This is a genomic window from Curtobacterium sp. MCJR17_055 (genome assembly GCF_003224335.1).
Taxonomy (GTDB): domain Bacteria; phylum Actinomycetota; class Actinomycetes; order Actinomycetales; family Microbacteriaceae; genus Curtobacterium.
Genome location: NZ_QKLF01000005.1, coordinates 353,397 through 370,093 on the forward strand (window position 1 = coordinate 353,397; position 16,697 = coordinate 370,093).

The 16,697-nt window shown below is 70.7% G+C and carries 14 protein-coding genes; 11 read left to right on the forward strand and 3 right to left on the reverse strand.

The genetic code is table 11. From position 1 onward, the window contains the following. Nucleotides 1–77 precede the first annotated feature (77 nt). Both DEJ16_RS13540 and DEJ16_RS13545 read left to right on the forward strand, forming a co-directional pair. Nucleotides 78–1,490 carry an amino acid permease gene (locus tag DEJ16_RS13540; protein WP_110826088.1) on the forward strand — a complete coding sequence of 471 codons (1,413 nt, stop codon included), beginning with the start codon at nucleotides 78–80 and terminating at the stop codon, nucleotides 1,488–1,490. A gap of 88 nt (nucleotides 1,491–1,578) precedes the next feature. Beyond that, nucleotides 1,579–2,217 carry a hypothetical protein gene (locus DEJ16_RS13545; RefSeq protein ID WP_110826089.1) on the forward strand — a complete coding sequence of 213 codons (639 nt, stop codon included), beginning with the start codon at nucleotides 1,579–1,581 and terminating at the stop codon, nucleotides 2,215–2,217. A gap of 139 nt (nucleotides 2,218–2,356) precedes the next feature. Here the strand turns inward: DEJ16_RS13545 and DEJ16_RS13550 are convergent, their stop codons facing one another. After that, the gene (locus tag DEJ16_RS13550; protein ID WP_110826090.1) at nucleotides 2,357–2,797 is read right to left on the reverse strand and encodes a BLUF domain-containing protein; all 441 of its coding nucleotides are present in this window, start codon (nucleotides 2,795–2,797) and stop codon (nucleotides 2,357–2,359) included. A gap of 84 nt (nucleotides 2,798–2,881) precedes the next feature. On the opposite strand from DEJ16_RS13550, the gene DEJ16_RS13555 reads away from it, so the two are divergent. The 3 genes from DEJ16_RS13555 to DEJ16_RS13560 all read left to right on the forward strand — a co-directional run bounded on the left by DEJ16_RS13555 (nucleotide 2,882) and on the right by DEJ16_RS13560 (nucleotide 7,095). Beyond that, nucleotides 2,882–6,310 (forward strand): DEAD/DEAH box helicase, encoded by a 3,429-nt coding sequence (locus DEJ16_RS13555; protein ID WP_146232886.1) that lies wholly within the window; start codon nucleotides 2,882–2,884, stop codon nucleotides 6,308–6,310. Nucleotides 6,311–6,376: 66 nt separating this feature from the next. After that, nucleotides 6,377–6,610, forward strand: coding sequence for a hypothetical protein (locus DEJ16_RS15830; protein ID WP_181419603.1), 234 nt, complete (start codon nucleotides 6,377–6,379; stop codon nucleotides 6,608–6,610). Beyond that, complete coding sequence (locus DEJ16_RS13560) at nucleotides 6,604–7,095, forward strand: PIN domain-containing protein (protein WP_181419604.1); 492 nt, start codon at nucleotides 6,604–6,606, stop codon at nucleotides 7,093–7,095. Before DEJ16_RS15830 ends, DEJ16_RS13560 begins: the two co-directional genes overlap by 7 nt. 15 nt (nucleotides 7,096–7,110) lie before the next feature. Here DEJ16_RS13560 and DEJ16_RS13565 read toward each other — a convergent pair whose 3' ends face one another. Next, on the reverse strand, nucleotides 7,111–7,890 hold the full coding sequence (locus DEJ16_RS13565) for an aldo/keto reductase (protein WP_110826093.1): 780 nt from the start codon (nucleotides 7,888–7,890) through the stop codon (nucleotides 7,111–7,113). Between the two features lie 123 nt (nucleotides 7,891–8,013). Between DEJ16_RS13565 and DEJ16_RS13570 the strand changes: the two genes are divergently transcribed. The 5 genes from DEJ16_RS13570 to DEJ16_RS13590 all read left to right on the forward strand — a co-directional run bounded on the left by DEJ16_RS13570 (nucleotide 8,014) and on the right by DEJ16_RS13590 (nucleotide 11,717). Next, a complete protein-coding gene (locus DEJ16_RS13570; protein WP_110826094.1) occupies nucleotides 8,014–8,856 on the forward strand; it encodes an HNH endonuclease family protein in 843 nt (280 codons plus the stop codon). A 156-nt stretch (nucleotides 8,857–9,012) separates the two neighbouring features. Further along, nucleotides 9,013–9,816 carry an SDR family oxidoreductase gene (locus tag DEJ16_RS13575; RefSeq protein ID WP_110826095.1) on the forward strand — a complete coding sequence of 268 codons (804 nt, stop codon included), beginning with the start codon at nucleotides 9,013–9,015 and terminating at the stop codon, nucleotides 9,814–9,816. A 113-nt stretch (nucleotides 9,817–9,929) separates the two neighbouring features. Continuing rightward, entirely contained in the window at nucleotides 9,930–10,355 is a 426-nt protein-coding gene (locus DEJ16_RS13580) for an SseB family protein (protein WP_181419605.1), read from the forward strand. Next, nucleotides 10,355–11,035 (forward strand): GPP34 family phosphoprotein, encoded by a 681-nt coding sequence (locus DEJ16_RS13585; RefSeq protein WP_110826097.1) that lies wholly within the window; start codon nucleotides 10,355–10,357, stop codon nucleotides 11,033–11,035. The genes DEJ16_RS13580 and DEJ16_RS13585 overlap by 1 nt, the downstream gene beginning before the upstream one ends. 52 nt (nucleotides 11,036–11,087) lie before the next feature. After that, nucleotides 11,088–11,717 (forward strand): GPP34 family phosphoprotein, encoded by a 630-nt coding sequence (locus DEJ16_RS13590; RefSeq protein WP_181419606.1) that lies wholly within the window; start codon nucleotides 11,088–11,090, stop codon nucleotides 11,715–11,717. Nucleotides 11,718–11,762: 45 nt separating this feature from the next. On the opposite strand, the gene DEJ16_RS13595 is transcribed toward DEJ16_RS13590, so the two are convergent. After that, nucleotides 11,763–15,260, reverse strand: a complete 3,498-nt coding sequence (locus DEJ16_RS13595; protein ID WP_110826099.1) for a TM0106 family RecB-like putative nuclease — start codon at nucleotides 15,258–15,260, stop codon at nucleotides 11,763–11,765. Nucleotides 15,261–15,562: 302 nt separating this feature from the next. Between DEJ16_RS13595 and DEJ16_RS13600 the strand changes: the two genes are divergently transcribed. Next, the gene (locus DEJ16_RS13600) at nucleotides 15,563–16,675 is read left to right on the forward strand and encodes a hypothetical protein (protein ID WP_110826100.1); all 1,113 of its coding nucleotides are present in this window, start codon (nucleotides 15,563–15,565) and stop codon (nucleotides 16,673–16,675) included. Nucleotides 16,676–16,697 lie beyond the last annotated feature (22 nt).

Genomic DNA, 16,697 nt, shown 5'->3' on the forward strand with positions numbered 1-16,697 from the left:
GCCGGCGTCGCGAGGGCCGCCCGCCCGGCGTCCACCAGGAGCGTGCCGATCCGCCGCGGCGGGTGCAGGATGGCGGCATGGCACCGACGCCGCGATCCTCCACCCTGTTCCGCCGGAAGCCGATCGACACGATCGACGACGACGCCGGAGCCGAGGGCGGCCTGAAACGCCACCTCGGCCTGTGGCAGCTCACCGCGATCGGCATCGGCGGGATCATCGGCGCGGGCATCTTCACGCTGGCGGGGACGGTCGCGAACGGCGTCGCCGGACCCGCCGTCCTCATCAGCTTCCTGGTCGCCGGGGTCGCCAGCGCTGCGGCCGCGTTGTCGTACGCCGAGTTCGCCGGCCTCATCCCGAAGGCCGGCAGCGCCTACACGTACGGCTACGCGGTGCTCGGCGAGATCGTCGGGTGGTTCATCGGCTGGGACCTGCTGCTCGAGTACACCGCGATCGTGGCGGTGGTCGCGATCGGCATCTCCGGCTACGTGGGCTTCCTGGTCGGCCAGTTCGGCATCGACCTGCCGGCGTGGATGCTCGGCGCCCCGGGCACCGGGGACGGACACGTCGTCGACGTCTTCGCGATCCTGCTCTGCCTGCTCACCGCGTTCGTCCTGACCCGCGGCATCCGGAGCGCTGCCCGGTTCGAGTTCGTCGCGGTCGGGATCAAGGTCGCACTCGTGGTGCTCATCGTGGTGCTCGGTGTCTTCCACATCGACAGCGCGAACTACTCGCCGTACTTCCCGTTCGGCTTCGGCGGCGTCATGACCGGGGCGGCGACCGTGTTCTTCGCCGTGTTCGGCTACGACGCGATGTCCACCGCGGCCGAGGAGTCCACCGACGCCCGGAAGCACATGCCGAAGGCGATCCTGCTCTCCCTCGGGATCTCGATGGTCCTCTACGTGCTCGCGACGCTCGTCCTGACCGGGATGGAGGACTACAAGGACATCGACCCTGCGTCCGGCTTCTCGTCGGCGTTCGCGTCGGTCGGCCTCGGCGGGATCGCGAACGTCATCGCGATCGGCGCGATCGTCGGCATCGTCACGGTCCTCGTCACCTTCATGCTCGGTGCCTCGCGCGTCTGGTTCTCGATGAGCCGCGACGGCCTCATGCCGAAGTGGTTCGCCAAGACGGACCCGAAGCGGCACGTCCCGACCCGGGTGACCTGGATCCTCGGCATCGCGTCGGCGGTCCTGGCGGGCGTGCTGCCCATCGGCGTGGTTGCCGAGCTGACGAACATCGGCATCCTGCTCGCGTTCGTGGTCGTCTGCACCGCGGTCATCGTGCTCCGCTACCGGCAGCCGGACCTCGACCGGCAGTTCCGCCTGCCGTTCATGCCGGTCGTCCCGGCGATCGGCGTCCTGGCGTCGCTGTGGCTCGTCTCGTTCCTGCAGTGGGAGACGTGGGTGCGGTTCGGGATCTGGTTCGCGATCGGGCTCGGCGTGTACTTCGGCTACTCGCGGAAGCACAGCGAGCTGGCGAAGCAGCGCTGACCGGCGGCCGGCTCCCACCCTCGTACGGGGACTCCCCCGGCAACAGACCGCCCACCACAATCGGGTGAGCATCTGTCAAAGGAGAACCATGCGCCGTTTCGCGCTCATCGCCGGCATCGTCGCCGCCGTCATCACCACGTCGGTCGTCGGCGTCGGTCCCGCCCAGGCAGTCACCGGGGACACCACGCCGTACAAGAAGGCCTACGGCACCTTCGAGAGCTTCTCCAGACAGGGGAAGACCAGCACGGTCATCAAGCTCCCCGCAGCGGTGAAGAGCGGCATCATCATCGCGACCTACCGTGGCAGCTCCGAGTTCTCGATCGAGGGCCTGGACAGCGCGAACCAGCAGAACGGCGACCTGCCCGTCTACCACTACGGCGCCTACTCCGGCACGACCGCGTTCGGCCTCCAGTCGTTCACGACGACCCGCGCATTCCGGGTCACGGGCACCGGCGCCTGGAGCCTGACCGTCAAGCAGATGTCCCGCGCGCCGTTCCTCACGAAGACGGGTCGCGGCGACCACGTGTACCTGTCCGGCGCGAAGGCGCGGAACGTCCGGATCACCAACCGCGGCGAGGGGTACTTCGGTGTCTTCCAGACCCCGCTGTCGCAGGGCTACTCGAACCTCGTTGTCAACGAGATCGGTCCGTGGACCGGGATCGTACCCCTGGTCAAGGGACCGTCGGTCATCCAGGTCCAGTCCGACGGAGCGTGGTCCATCAAGTGACGTCCGTCCTGGTCCGATACAACCATCGGACCAGGACCGCGTCGGGCGGCCCGCCAGGTTGCAGGACCCGCACAGCAGACGACGAAGCCCACCGGACCAAATCCGGCGGGCTTCGTCGTCGGGGCGCAGACGGCCGGTGTCAGTCGCGCCGGTGCTTCCCCAGCGAGGCCGTCGGCGCCGCCATCGGGTGGTTGCGGAACCACCGGAGCAGCTCACGCGCCTTGCTCGCGTCCGCGCTGGTGTCGCCGGTGAGGAAGTCACTGAAGCCCTCGGGTGGTTCGACCTCCGTGTCCCGGCTGAAGGCCATCGACCACTCGGGGAACCGGCGGGTGTGGATGGTCTCCTCCACCAGCAGACGGACCTCGTCGTGACGCGGGTCACCGACGATCCGGCCGTACGTCGAGAGCACCGCGTCGTGCGGCCCCTCGAGGAGCTGCATGAACCGACCCTCGCGGTAGACGAGGAGGCCGGTCAACCCGTCCTCGGTGTTCCGGACACGCGAGCGCTCCAGGACGGCGTCGAGTGCGGGACCGTCGAAGTGCTCGGTGGCCGAGCTCATGTAAACGAGTGACTGCAGCATGATGATTCATCTTCTCGTTTCCGGCGGCTCCGTGAGGTCCCCAGAACGGGGCAGAGCGTCGGCGGGGCCTGGCACGATGTCCCTGTGCCAGCTGCTCCGATGATCGACGCCGTCGACGTCATCCGCTTCGTGGGGCCGCAGACGTTCGGGCGGGCCCGCGACGTCGTCCGCGCCGGTCTCGTCGAGGACGCTACCTGGCACGACGAGGACGGTTCGATCACCGCGACCGTCAGTGGCAGCGCCGACGACCCCTACGACGTGCAGGTCGACACGACGATCGCCCGCGGCGAGTTCGTCCGCCCCGTCCGCAGCCACTGCACGTGCCCGCTCGGCGGCGAGTGCAAGCACGTCGCCGCCGCGCTCCTCACCATCAACGCCCGGGCCCTCGCCGCGCAGGCCGGCCCGAGGACACAGGCGCCCACCCCGCCGACCCCGGACTGGAGGCGCGACCTCGCCCGCCTCGCCGGCGACGACGACGACGACCCGGTCGGGTCCGGCACCGTTCGCGCGGCAGGTGGGATGGGCCTCCAGTTCGAACTCCGCGACGCGGTCCCGGCCAGGCTCGCCGGCCGCGCCCGCGCAGCCGGCCGCACCCTGCCGGTCGCCTCGCGGGCGGTGCGGCTCGGCGTCCGTCCGGTGAGCCGGAGCGCGGCGGGCAACTGGGTGCGCGGACAACTGACCTGGGGTGCGCTCCCCTACTCGATGAACCGCCTCGGCCTCGAGCCCGAGCAGCACGCCTGGTTCATGCAGTTCGCGGCGCTGCACCGCGCCGGACAGCTCGCCGGTCTGCCCGGAGAGAGCGACTGGATCCACCTCGACGACTTCCGCAGTCCGCTCCTCTGGCCGTTGCTGCGGCAGGCCGGGCCCCTCGGCATCGCGTTCGTGACCGGCAAGCGCGAGGGCGGGGTCGAGCTCGGCACGGACGGCCGCGTGCTGCTCGACGCAGTCCGCACCGCCGACGGGCTCGTGATCGGCGCGAGCGCCGTGATCGACGGGCGACCAGTCGCCGAGGGTGCCGCTCGTGTCGTCGGGGACCACGGCGTGTACGCCTTCCGGGAGTCGCCGGAGTTCTCCGTCGCCCTCGCACCGACGCCGTCGCCCGTCCCCGAGGACCAGCGGCGGATGCTCGTCGAGGCTGCCCGGATCACCGTGCCCGCTGACGAGGTCGACGAGTTCCTGGCGGACTGGTCGCCGCGCCTCCGCGGCTCGCTCGGGCTCGTCAGCTCGGACGGCTCCCTCGAGCTGCCCGAACGGACCCCGCCGGAGCTCGTGCTCACGGTGACGTTCGAGCCGGCGCGGGCTCCCCGGACGGACGACCGTGCCCACCTGCAGTGGCGGTGGAGCGTCGACGGGCGGAAGGACCCGGTGTCGCTGCACGGACCGCTGCCCGACCTCGGCAGCGTGCTCGCCGCCGACGAGGCTCGGGCCACGGCGCCTGCTGCGGACGAGTCGGACCCGGCCACGTCGGGGACGTCCGACGACACGGCGGAGCGGTCCGGGCCTCCCGTCCCGGACGCGGACCACGCCGAACAGACCGATGCCCCCGAGCGCCTACCCGGTCCCGGCGGCGGACTCGGCTGGTTCGAGGACGGGACGATCGACGGCGCCGACGTCGCCGTGCTCGCCACCGAGCTGCTGCCCGCGCTGCCAGCCCACGGCGTCCGCGTCGTCGTGCAGGGCGAGCGGGTCGACTACGAGCGGTTGAGCGGCCGACCGCACATCCGCGTCACGACGATGCCGTCGGACAAGCACGACTGGTTCGACCTCGGGATCATCGTCAGCGTCAACGGCAAGGAGATCCCGTTCACGCCGCTGCTCCGGGCGCTCGCGAAACGGGACCGGCGGCTCAAGCTGATCGACAACTCGTACCTGTCGCTCGCGGATCCGGCCTTCGACCGGCTCAAGGAGGTCATCGAGGAGGCCCGCGAGCTCGAGGAGTGGGAGCCCGACCAGCCGCTCACCGTCACGCCGTACCGGGCCGCGCTGTGGGCGGAGTTCGACCAGCTCGCCGACGAGACCGAGCACGACGAGCGGTGGCAGGAGATCGCCGGGCGCCTGCTCGACGCGACCGCGCCCGCCGACCTCGCGGTCCCGGAGACCGTCCACGCCGAGCTCCGGCCCTACCAGCGTGACGGGTACGCGTGGTTGTCGTTCCTCGTCGAGCACGGCGTCGGCGGGGTGCTCGCCGACGACATGGGCCTCGGCAAGACGTTGCAGGCACTCGCGATGATCGCCGGGCGTCGGGCAGCCGCACCGGAGGCTCCCCCGTTCCTCGTCGTCGCGCCCACGTCCGTCGTCGGGAACTGGGCGGACGAAGCGGCGAAGTTCGTGCCGTCGCTGCGGGTCACGACGATCGCCTCCACCTCGCTGAAGGACCCCGCCCGGGTCGCACGCGCGGCCGCCGCGTCCGACGTCATCGTGACCTCGTACGCCCTGCTCCGGCTCGACGCGGCCGCGTACCTCGACCTGCACTGGTCGGCGTTGCTGCTCGACGAGGCGCAGTTCGTGAAGAACCCGCAGTCGCAGACGCACCGGGTCGCCGCCGAACTCCGCGCTCCGGTCAAGATCGCCGTGACGGGGACGCCGCTCGAGAACGGGCTGTCCGACCTCTGGGCCCTGTTCTCGATCGTCGCGCCCGGACTGCTGTCGTCGTGGACGCGGTTCGGCGAGGACTACGTGAAGCCCCTCGCCTCACCCGAGCTCCGCGGTGCCGCCCGGAAGGAGCTCACCGACCGGCTCCGACGACGGATCCGCCCGCTCATGCTCCGCCGGACGAAGGAGAGCGTCGCCGCGGACCTGCCCGAGAAGGTCGAACAGGTCGTCCGCGTCACCCTCGACCCGGCGCACCGCGACCTGTACGAGACGACGCTGAACCGGGAGCGGCTCAAGGTGCTCGACCTGGTCGACGACCTCGACCGCAACCGCATGATCGTCTTCCGGTCCCTCACCCTGCTCCGGATGCTCGCGCTCTCCCCCGCGCTCGTGTCCGACGACCACGACGACGTGCCGAGCGCCAAGCTCGACCTGCTGCTCGACGAACTCGAACAGCTCGCAGCGGAAGGGAGGCGGGCGCTCGTCTTCAGCCAGTTCACCTCGTTCCTCAAGATCGTCGCGACCGCCCTCGACGACCGCGGGGTGGCGTACGAGTACCTCGACGGGTCCACCCGGCGCCGCGGAGCCGTCATCGACCGCTTCCGGGACGGCACCGCCCCGGCGTTCCTCATCTCGCTCAAGGCCGGCGGCTTCGGGCTCACCCTGACCGAAGCGGACACCGTGTTCGTGCTCGACCCGTGGTGGAACCCGGCCGCCGAGAACCAGGCCGTCGACCGGACGCACCGGATCGGACAGACCCGGTCGGTCACGGTCGCACGGCTCATCGCGGAGGACACCATCGAGGAGAAGGTGCTCGCGCTCGCGCAGCGGAAAGCGCAGCTGTTCGCGACGATGATCGACGACGACGCGCTGTTCGCCGAGGGGTTGAGCGCGGAGGACATCCGGTCGCTGCTGGCGTGACAGGCGGCCGGAATACGACATTCGTACTTCTTGGCGACGGCGGTGCTGCATGGGTACCGTCACGCCATGCTGCTCGAAAGCCCTTCCACAGAGGCCATCAGCGTCGGTGACGACCTCGACCGTTGGCCCGCAGACCGCCTCGCTACCACCACCGGCCCGGGACGTATCCGCCGCCTCGGCGCCGGCACAACCGAGATCCTCCTCACGAACGGAGGACGCGTCCGTCTCTTCGCCGGCAACGGCGCCGGAGACTACCCACCGGGCTACCTCGAGCGACTGCGGACGACCGGCGAGTGCTGACGATCGACGCCAACATCTTGATCGCCTGGCTGAGCCGGAAAGACGCCAGTCATGCCCTTGCGGTGGACATCCTCGACTCCCACGAATGGGATGAATTCGCGACGTCCACGATGACCCTCGCGGAGGTCCTGGTCCGGGCCGCCCGGCACGGTGAGTACCAGGACCGCCTCACCGCCGTGACCGAGTTGGGCGTCCACCTCATCGGCGTCGACGGCGAAGCGGTGCGCACGATGACCCACCTGACCGCTGAGCACGGGTTACGCGGTCCGGACGCGGCCGTCCTGGCCGTCGCGATGCGGGCGAGCTCCGCGATCGCGACCCTCGACAAGAAGCTCGCGGCCGTCGCGCGGAGACTGGACTTCCCGGTCGTCGATGCACCTGCCGACGACCTCGACTCCGAGCACGTCGGGTCCGGAGGCGCGGACACCGGCTCTGCGGCAGACAGAGAACCGGCCTGGTGGGAGCGGGTCCCACCAGGCCGGTGACGGTACTGCGGTCGGTCAGTTGCCGAGGCCGTCGATCCGCGCGATCTCGTCCGCGCTCAGCTCGAGCGTCGCTCCGGCAGCGTTCGACCGGATGCGGTCCGGGTTCGACGACTTCGGGATGACGACGAACTGGTGGGCGACGTGCCACGCCACGATGACCTGCGCGGCGTCGGCGTCGTGCGCTTGGGCGATCTCGACCAGCGTCGGGTCCTGCAGGTTGCTCGCCTTGAAGGGGCTGTAGCCCTCGAGGACGACACCCCGGTCGCGCAAGCCGTCGGCCACGGCACGGTCGAACTCCACCGGGCTCCAGCGGATCTGGTTCACGGCCGGGGTCGCACCGGTCGCGTCGATGAGCTCGTCGATCTGGTCGAGCGAGTAGTTGCTCACGCCGATCGCCTTCGTCAGGCCAGCCTGCTGCGCCTCGACGAGCTGCTGCCAGACGTCCGGACGGGCCTCCCCGTTCGGCGGCCAGTGCACGAGCCACAGGTCGAGGTGGTCGAGGCCGAGCTGGTCGAGGCTCTCCTCGATCGTCTCCCGGACACGGTCGGCGTTGTCCGGCGGGAGCTTCGTGGTGATGAACAGGTTCTCGCGGGCGAGGCCGGACTCGGCGATCGCCTTCCCGACACCGCGCTGGTTGCGGTAGCCGGTCGCGGTGTCGATGTGGCGGTAGCCAGCCTGGAGGGCGGCGGTGACCGCGGCGGGAGCGTCGGGCTCCTCGATCTGCCAGGTGCCGAAGCCGAGGAGCGGCATCGACCCTCCGGTGACGGGCACGGACGGTTGTGCGTAGTCGGTCATGGTTCCTTGCTACGCCCGCGGCCGACGGCCGGACCCAGGTGTGCGGAGCGGCGAGCCGGGAGGTGTCGGGGGCTTCCGCCAAGATCGACGAGTCCCACGAGCACCACCAGGAGCACCACGCACATGACGTCCCGCCGACGCCGCACCCGCACCACCGTCCAGTCCTCGATCGTCACCCTCGTCGTCGCCCTCGGCGTCTGGGCGCTCCTCTCGTCGGGAGTCCTCGCAAGCGGTACCGACGCCGCCGCAGGCGGGCCGACGAGCACCGGCACCCGGACCGGCACCGGCGCCGAACCGACCATCACGACGACGGCGCGTCCGACCGCGCCCGGAGCGACCACCTCGGCACCGGCGGCCGCTCCGACGGAAGTGAGCCGACCCTCCAGTCCGGCCAGCGGCGACGCCGGGAGCACCGAGGCTGCTGCCGCCCGTGCGACCCTCGCCACCCTCGTCGTGAAGGGGAAGGCACCTGCGACGGGCTACGACCGCGAGGCGGACTTCGGCACAGCCTGGCTCGACGTCGACCACAACGGCTGCGACACCCGCAACGACGTCCTGGCCCGCGACCTGACGGACATCGTCCGGCAGGGGCCGTGCAAGGTCATGTCGGGGAACCTCGTCTCCCCCTACACCGGCGGCGAGGTCGCGTTCGTGCGGGGCAACACGACCTCGACCCTCGTGCAGATCGATCACGTCGTCGCCCTCGAGAACGCATGGCGGACGGGCGCGCAGCGGCTCACGCAGGACGAGCGCGAGGCGCTGGCGAACGACCCGGAGAACCTGTTCGCCGTCGACGGGCACTCCAACTCGCAGAAGCGCTCGTCGGACGCCGCGACCTGGCTGCCCGCGGCGAAGGGGTTCCGCTGCGAGTACGTCGAGCACCAGATCGCGGTGAAGGCGGAGTACCGCCTCTGGGTCGTGCCGGCCGAGCGTGACGCGATGGAGCGGGTGCTCAGCGCCTGCTGAGGGACCTCGTCGCACCGCTCCCAGTCAGACAACACCTGTAGCGTAAAGCCGGTCCGGCGGACGCCCGTCGGACCGGACTCGCCGCCCGGTGCCGCGAACCAGCGCACCGCTTCCGGACCCCGAGCCCTTCATCGTCGAAGACCGCAGGAGGCCCTCATGACCAGCACCAGTTCCACCAGCACGCGTTTCAGCGACCGCGTCGTCCTCATCACCGGCGGCGGCTCCGGCCTCGGTCGCGCCACCGCTGTCCGTCTCGCCACCGAGGGCGCGAAGCTCGCCCTCGTCGACGTCTCCGAGCAGGGCCTCGAGGCGACGAAGGCCGCCGTCGTCGAAGCCGCTCCGGACGCCGAGGTCCTCACCACCATCGCCGACGTCGCTGACGAGGCGCAGGTCGACGCGTACGTCGCCGCCACCCGCGAGCGCTTCGGCCGCATCGACGGCTTCTTCAACAACGCCGGCATCGAGGGCAAGCAGAACCTCACCGAGTCGTTCACCGCCGCCGAGTTCGACAAGGTCGTGTCGATCAACCTGCGCGGGGTGTTCCTCGGCCTCGAGAAGGTCCTCGCCGTGATGCGCGAACAGGGCTCCGGCATGGTCGTCAACACCGCCAGCGTCGGTGGCATCCGCGGCGTCGGCAACCAGTCCGGCTACGCGGCGGCCAAGCACGGCGTCGTCGGCCTCACCCGGAACTCCGCCGTCGAGTACGGCCAGTACGGCATCCGCATCAACGCCATCGCCCCGGGCGCGATCTGGACGCCGATGGTCGAGAACTCGATGAAGCAGATCGACGCCGAGAACCCGCGCAAGGCCGCCGAGGAGTTCATCCAGGTCAACCCCACCAAGCGCTACGGCGAGGCCCCCGAGATCGCGGCGGTCGTCGCCTTCCTGCTCTTCGACGACGCGTCCTACATCAACGCTGCGGTCGTCCCGATCGACGGTGGGCAGTCCGCCAAGTACTGACCCACACGGTCCAGGTCACCGGGGCGCGCCTTCCTGACGGGAGGCGCGCCCCACCCGTTCCGCCCCTCCTGCGTGGCACCATGGCCGGTGACACGACGGTGGAGGGAAACGCGATGAGCGCCAACGGAACGACCGGGTCGAGCTTCGGCCCGGGTGCTGAGGACGCGGTACCCAACGACGCCGGGGAGCTGCGACGGCGCATGAGCGAGTCGGCCGCGGGCTTCCTCGGCAGCGCCGCGTGGGTGCCGTGGAAGACCGACGGCGAGGACGCCGACGGCAGCGTCGCGCACGTCGTCATCCGCGAGCGCCAGTTCGTCCCGGTCTTCACCGACCCGTCGGAACTGCGGACGAGCCTCCCGGGCCTGGAAGCACGCGCCATGCCGATGGCCGAACTCGTCACCGCGCTGCCGGAGGAGTTCGGGATCGTCGTCGACCCGACGAGCGCCCAGGCGGCGAACTTCCTGCAGGCCGACGTGATCGCCGGGCTGCGCGAAGGGATGCGCGGCGGCGGTCAGCTCCCGGAGTCCGACCCCGCCTGATGCCCGCGTCGCTCACGCTGCCGCAGGCGTTCGCGCTCCTGCTCGTCGCGTCCGACGGGCGGAGGATCCCCCCGGGACAGGTGCTCGACGCCGGGCTCGCCGGAGCAGCGCTCGGCGAGCTCGCTCTCCGAGGCATGGTCTCCCTCGATCACAACCGGGTGATCGTCGCCAAGGCCCCGCCTCCGGGTGATCCCGCCCTCGACGGGTTCCTGACCTTGCTCGAGACAGCGCCGGCTCCGCGCCGACCCACCAGCTGGGTCGCCCGGCTCGGGAACCGCGGCTTCCGGGAGGCCGTCCTGAACGGACTCGTCGCTCGCGGCGTCCTCGGGCGGGAGGAGAAACGGTTCCTCGCCGTGTTCCCCTCCGTGCGGTGGCCGGAGCGCGACGCTGGTCCCGCGAAGGCCTTGCGCGCCGAGGTCTCGGCCGTCCTGCGCGGGCAGGCCGAGCCGACGCCGTTCACGTCCGCGCTCATCGGCCTGCTGCAGGCGACCCGGACGCTGCGGCCCCTGTTCGGGACACAGGACCGGGCACTGCTGCGCCGGATCACCGAGGGCGACTGGGTCGCGGCGGCGGTCCGTACCATCGTGCAGCGGGCGCAGTCGGCAGGCGGTGGGGCCGACGGCGCCGATGGCGGCGATGGTGGTGGCGGGGACGGCGGAGGAGGCGGCGGAGGCGAGTGACCGGCGCGATGGCCCGGTCGTCCTGCGTCCCTCCGTGTGGCAGCATTCGGACATGGCTGAGCAACTCACCCTCCCGCAGGCGCTCGCGCTGCTGCTCGTCCGCCCGGACGGCAAGGTCGGCCTGACCGAGCAGGGCATCACCGTCGGGCTCGGTGGTGCGGTCGTCGGCGAGCTCGCGCTCCGCGGGCTCCTGACGTACGAGCACCCGCACGTCATCGCCCGGAAGGCACCACTGACCGGCGATCCGCTGCTCGACGGGCCGTTCACCGAGATCGTCGCCACACCGAAGTCGCGACGGGCCGGGTTCTGGGTGGGTCGCTTCGGCAAGAACGCACTCCGCATCGCCGTCCTCGAGGGGCTGGCCGAGCGGGGCATCCTCGACCGAGAAGAACGACGAGCCCTGGGCATCTTCCGGTCGACGGTCTACCCGGAACGGGACGGCGGCCCCGAGAAAGCCCTCCGCGCGGGGATCGCGGACGTGCTGGAAGGGAGGCTGCTCCCGACGCCGTTCACCGCCGCCCTCATCGGCCTGCTCGACGCCACCGGCACGCTCCGGAAGCAGTTCGGCAAGGTGGACCGGGCCATCGTCCGGCGCATCACCGAGGGTGACTGGGTCGCGCCGGCGGTCAAGTCGGTCCTGGCGGCGCAGGCTGCGGCGACAGGCGGTGCAGGAGCGGTGTGATCCGCCGCGCGCCCGGCGGACCTCGGCGGGCCGCCGCTCGGGCGGTCAGCCCCGCGGCGCCACCAGCTCGATGAACCGCGACAGTAGCGCCAGCCCCGGGATCGACGGCGGCAGCGCCGTCGTCAGCGCCGGCGAGTGCACGAGGTACGCCGCCCACTTGGCCCGCGACAGCGCCACGTTGAGCCGGTTCGGCATGAGCAGGAAGTCGAGCCCGCGCGGGATGTCCGCTGCCGAGGACGCGGCCAGCGAGGTGATCGAGACCACCGCCTCCCGGCCCTGGAACAGGTCCACAGTCCCGACCTGCGTCCCGCTGAAGCCCGCACGGTCGAGCGCGTCCCGGATGACCGCACCCTGCGCGTTGTAGGGCGCGACGACGATCACGTCCTCGTCGGTGAGCGCGCGCGTGCCTCGGTCGTCCGTCCAGGTCCGCCCGACGACGTCCGCCACGAGGGTGACGACCCGAGCCGCTTCCTCCGGTGACGAGGTCGTGTTCCCCGCGTGCACGACGGGGACGGGATGCACGCCGGCCGCGACGCCGTCCAGGTGCCGCCCGGAAACCATCGACGCGAGCTGCCCGTCGTAGGACAGCCCCGACACCGCCGCGGTCAGGGCGGGTTCCATCCGCCGGGTCTGCGCGAGGAAGTACCCGAACTCCGGCGGGAGCACGTGCTCCCCGTCCGCCAACCAGCCGAGCGCGGACTCGTCCACGGGCTCGGGGTGCGAGCCCTGCGACACCTGGGGCAACTGCTGCGGATCGCCGAGCAGCAGCAGACGAGTGGCAGCGATCGCGGAGGCGATGGTCGGTGCGAGCGAGAACTGCCCGGCCTCGTCGACGACGAGCAGGTCCAGGGAGCGCCGGCCGATGGTCGCGTCGTTCGCGAAGGTCCACGCCGTCCCGCCGACGACTCCCCCGGTACCGGTGTCGGCGCAGGACTGCAGGAACGCCGCGATCGCCGCACCGTTCTTCACTGGCGTCCACGCCGCCGCCTCGATCTCCTCGGCGTCGGCACCGCTCTTCGGCTGCTTCACGACCCGCTCCGCCGGCACACCCGCGGCGATGACGGCGTCGAGGAAGTTCTCGCTCGTCGCGTGCGACTGCCCGACGACGCCGACCCGCCACCCGTGCTCGCGCACGAGCGTCGCGACGACGTTCGACCCGACGTACGTCTTACCCGTGCCGGGAGGCCCCTGGATCGCCAGGTACGACCGGTCCAGTCCGAGCAGGGTCGCCACCACGGCACCCACCGTGTCGTCGCCGACGACCGGCTCGAGGGTTCCGCGCGGCGGCACCCGCCGGAGGAGGTCGAGCGCCGGGTCGGGCAGCATCTCCGGGAGGGCATCGAGCACCTCGGCGCCCCACTCCGCGATCGCGTCGGGCTGCGGCTTCGCCCGGGGTGGCGACGAGGGCGCGAGCGCGACCGGGAAGTCCGCGTGCGGTTCTCCCCCGCCGACCGGCATGCGTTCGAGGAGCAGCACCTCGGTGGCGTCGCCGTTGTCCCACACCTCCAGGATCGAGGCGCGGTCCGTCGCACCCTTCGGACCGGGCCCCGGGGCGGTGATCGACGCCGGGAGTGGGTCGTCGTAGACGAGGTGGGGCGAGCCTCCCGGCCGGAGCCGCGAGCCGGGCGCGAGCGTCCCCGACAACCGGATCTCTCGTGACAGCGAGCGGGCGCGCGGCAGCGTCGCCCAGTCCCGCTCGACGGAGGCGCGCTCGACGACCAGGACGTCCCGCGTGTCGGCCCACTCGTCGACGGGGTTGCGGAGCCGGTCGAAGTGGTCCTGCCAGAAGGTCTTCGCCTCGCGGCGGTGGTAGTCGATCGCCGCCGCGGCGAGCGCCAACGCGGTCTGGTCGGGCGTGCGGTCGAGGGCGTCGACGTCGCCGAGGTACTCGGTGAGCGCGACGGTCACCGGGTTCGGCTCGCGCTCGACCGGGATGGGCGGCAGCCCTTCGAGCTCGGTCGTTGTGGTGGCGTCCGGCGCGTGTTCGGCGCGGAGGCCGAGCAGCCAGTCGCGGAGGCGCAGTGTCGACCGGCAGTCGTAGGCGTTGTAGTCGGCGACCTGGTCGAGCTGCCGCTGCCCCTCGGCGGGGTCGCCGCTGCGGAGCTCCTCGATCGCGTCGACGTAGGCAGTGATGCTGTCGGCCGCGTTCGTCACGTCGCTCAGTCGCAGGTCGTCGCCCATGTACAGCGGCTCGAGCTTCTTGATCGAGTAGCTGCGGCTGCCGACCACCAGGGCCTTCCGCACGATCGGGTACAGGTCGACCAAGACACCGGCGCGCAGCAGGTCGTCCACCGCGTCCTCCCCCACCCCGTGGCGGGCGGCGAGGGACAGCAGGTGCGTCCGCTCGTATGCGGCGTAGTGGTAGATGTGCATGTCCGGGTACCGCTCGCGGCGCTCGGCGATGAACGCGAGGAAGTCCAGCAGCGCCTGGCGCTCGTCGCGGATGGTGTGCGCCCAGAATGCGCGGAAGTCGGCCTGGTCATCGACGAGGCCGAACAGGTAGTCGAGGCCCCAGTGCACGCCGTCCTCGGTGTGGAGCGGGTCGCCCTCGAAGTCGAAGAAGACGTCGCCAGGATCGGGTGCCGGGATCGCGTCGAGTGCCCGTGCATCCAGGACGTCGAAGGCTGGACCGCGGTTCGGGCTGGCAGCGTCGCTGCGGTTGGCTGCGCGCTCCGTCTCGATCTGGAGGCTCGCCTGCCGCACCAGACGATCCAGCGTCGTCTTCGACATGGTCGCCACCGGCGCGGTCCGGACCGCCAGGTCGTCGATCGACCGGACGCCCTGCCGGATCAGCTTCGTCCGCTGGTCGAGGCGCATGCCGGCGACGAGGACCAGGTCGCGGTGTCGCTGCACCTCCTGCTGGCAAGCAGAGCACCGGCCGCAGCTGGAGTAGCGCGGGTCCCCCCACTGCATCGGTTCGTCGGCAGCCAAGCGCTCGGCGATCACCCGGATCAGCTCGGCCCGCTGCGTGCGGTACACCGGGACGATGTCGGCCAGGTCGTGTGTGGTCGTCGTGCGGTCGCCGAGGACCAGGTGCACCTGCTGCCCGGTCGGGATGTCGTTCGCCCGCATCTGCTCGGCGTAGGCCGCGAGCTGCAGCAGGGCGCTGATCTTGGCGTGGCGGGCGAGCTTGGTGTCGTAGACCTCGTACTCGCCGCGGGCATTGCGGATGATGAAGTCCGCGAAGCCGATGAAGCCTGTGCCGTCTGTGGACGCCGGGACGTGGAACGTCGGTTGGAAGAGGACGTCCGCGCCGTCCCGCATCGCGTTCCGCGCTCGTTCGGCGGCTTCGGCGTACTGCGGCGGGGCCGGGCGGTCGAACTCCACCACGTCGTGGGTCTGCTTCAGGATCTCGAGGTAGTCGAGCTCGTGCTGGTCCCCCAGGCGGGCCGTTCGGTCGAGCATGTCGTCGTGCTCGTCCGGCAGGGGCTCCCCGCGGCCGAGCTTGACGTCGAGGCGGCGGAGGAACGCCCACTCGCAGGATGCCCACGTGCTGAGGTCGCTCGGGCTGAGCAAGACCTGGCCGTCGGTGGTGATCTGCATGCGCTTCCCCGCCTCGTCTGGTGCGGGTCGAGCTTAGGGCCGCCCGCCGACAGCAGGAGGCCGCCGGGAAGCCTCAACCCGGACACCGTCACGTCGGATCGCCGCGGAAACGTTTCCTTGTGATGAGCTTGCAGGGTGTCGCGGAGAGCCGCAGCCGAGAACCAGTAGCCCGCCGTCACCAACCACTTCGTCGACAAGGGCATGAGCGTCGTCAACCTCGTCCGGGCGCCCGAAGGCTGCGAGAATGCGTCAGTATTGGGCCACAGCATTCCTACTTCTTCCCGACGCAGCAGGAGCCATCAATGACCAAAGCCGATCCGTCCGACGCCACTGACGAAGAGCGTGCTGCAGTCGAGCGTGAGCGGGAGGAGCTGAAGGACTTCGTCAAGAGCCTCAGCGGGGAAGACCTGAGGAGTGGCAACTGGTTCTCGAAACTCCTCTCCAACGCCCTCGGTACCTATGCCGAGAAGGTGGACGCCGCGTACTTCCAGGCGCGCTACAAGGGAGTTCCCGCGGACGCTGTGGTCGACCAGCGGATCAAGATGGCCGCCCGCTACGCGGCCATCGAGGGTGGATTATCCGCGGGCGCTTACACGGCCGCGGTGGTGGCCACCCTCGGCTCTGCAGGAGGAGCATCCCCGCTCACTCTTCCCGCCGCGGGCGTGACTCTGCTCGTCGACGTCGCGTACATCGCTCGCCTGCAGCTCCACCTCGCCTACGACATTGCCATCCTCTACCGCGTCCCGGTCGACGTGGAGGACCCCGATGACCTTTGGAAGCTGATCCGCGTCGCCTTCACCATCCGGAGCGCCCAGGCCGCGAGCGAGGGTGTAACCAAAGTGGTGCCGGCTCTCGTGCGACCGCTCGTGAAGACCTTCTACTCGCGGGGCGTGCTCAATGCAGCCAAGGGGCTCCCGGTCGTCGGTCGGTTCCTCTTGCAGCGGAACGTCATCAAGATCGGTATCCCGGTCGTGGGCGTACCGCTGTCGGTCGCTCTCAACTACTACTCGACGATCGTTGCAGGTCGTCACGCGAGGGCCGTCTTCCGCAACGACGCCCGAGTTCATGAGGTCGCAGGAGCCGCCGTCGAGAAGACGAGGCACCCGAGGTCGTTGCTCTGGGTCGCGTGGATGGTCGTGCTGGCCGACGGCAAGATCACCGACGACGAGGCACTCTTCATGCGGAGGCTGGTCGAGGAGCTCCACGACCAGCACGACCTGACTGACGAACAGTTCGCGAACAAGATCGATCTCGACATCGACGACGTGTGGCGCCGACTCGATGGCGAAGACGACGACCTGGCGGACCTGATCGACGTTGCGATGAAGACAGCCGAGATCGACGGCTCGGTGCACAAGCTCGAGACTGCGATCATCGACGAGCTTCGGACCCGGTACTTCAACACGACCGCGTGAAGGACAACGTCGAAGCGGCGGT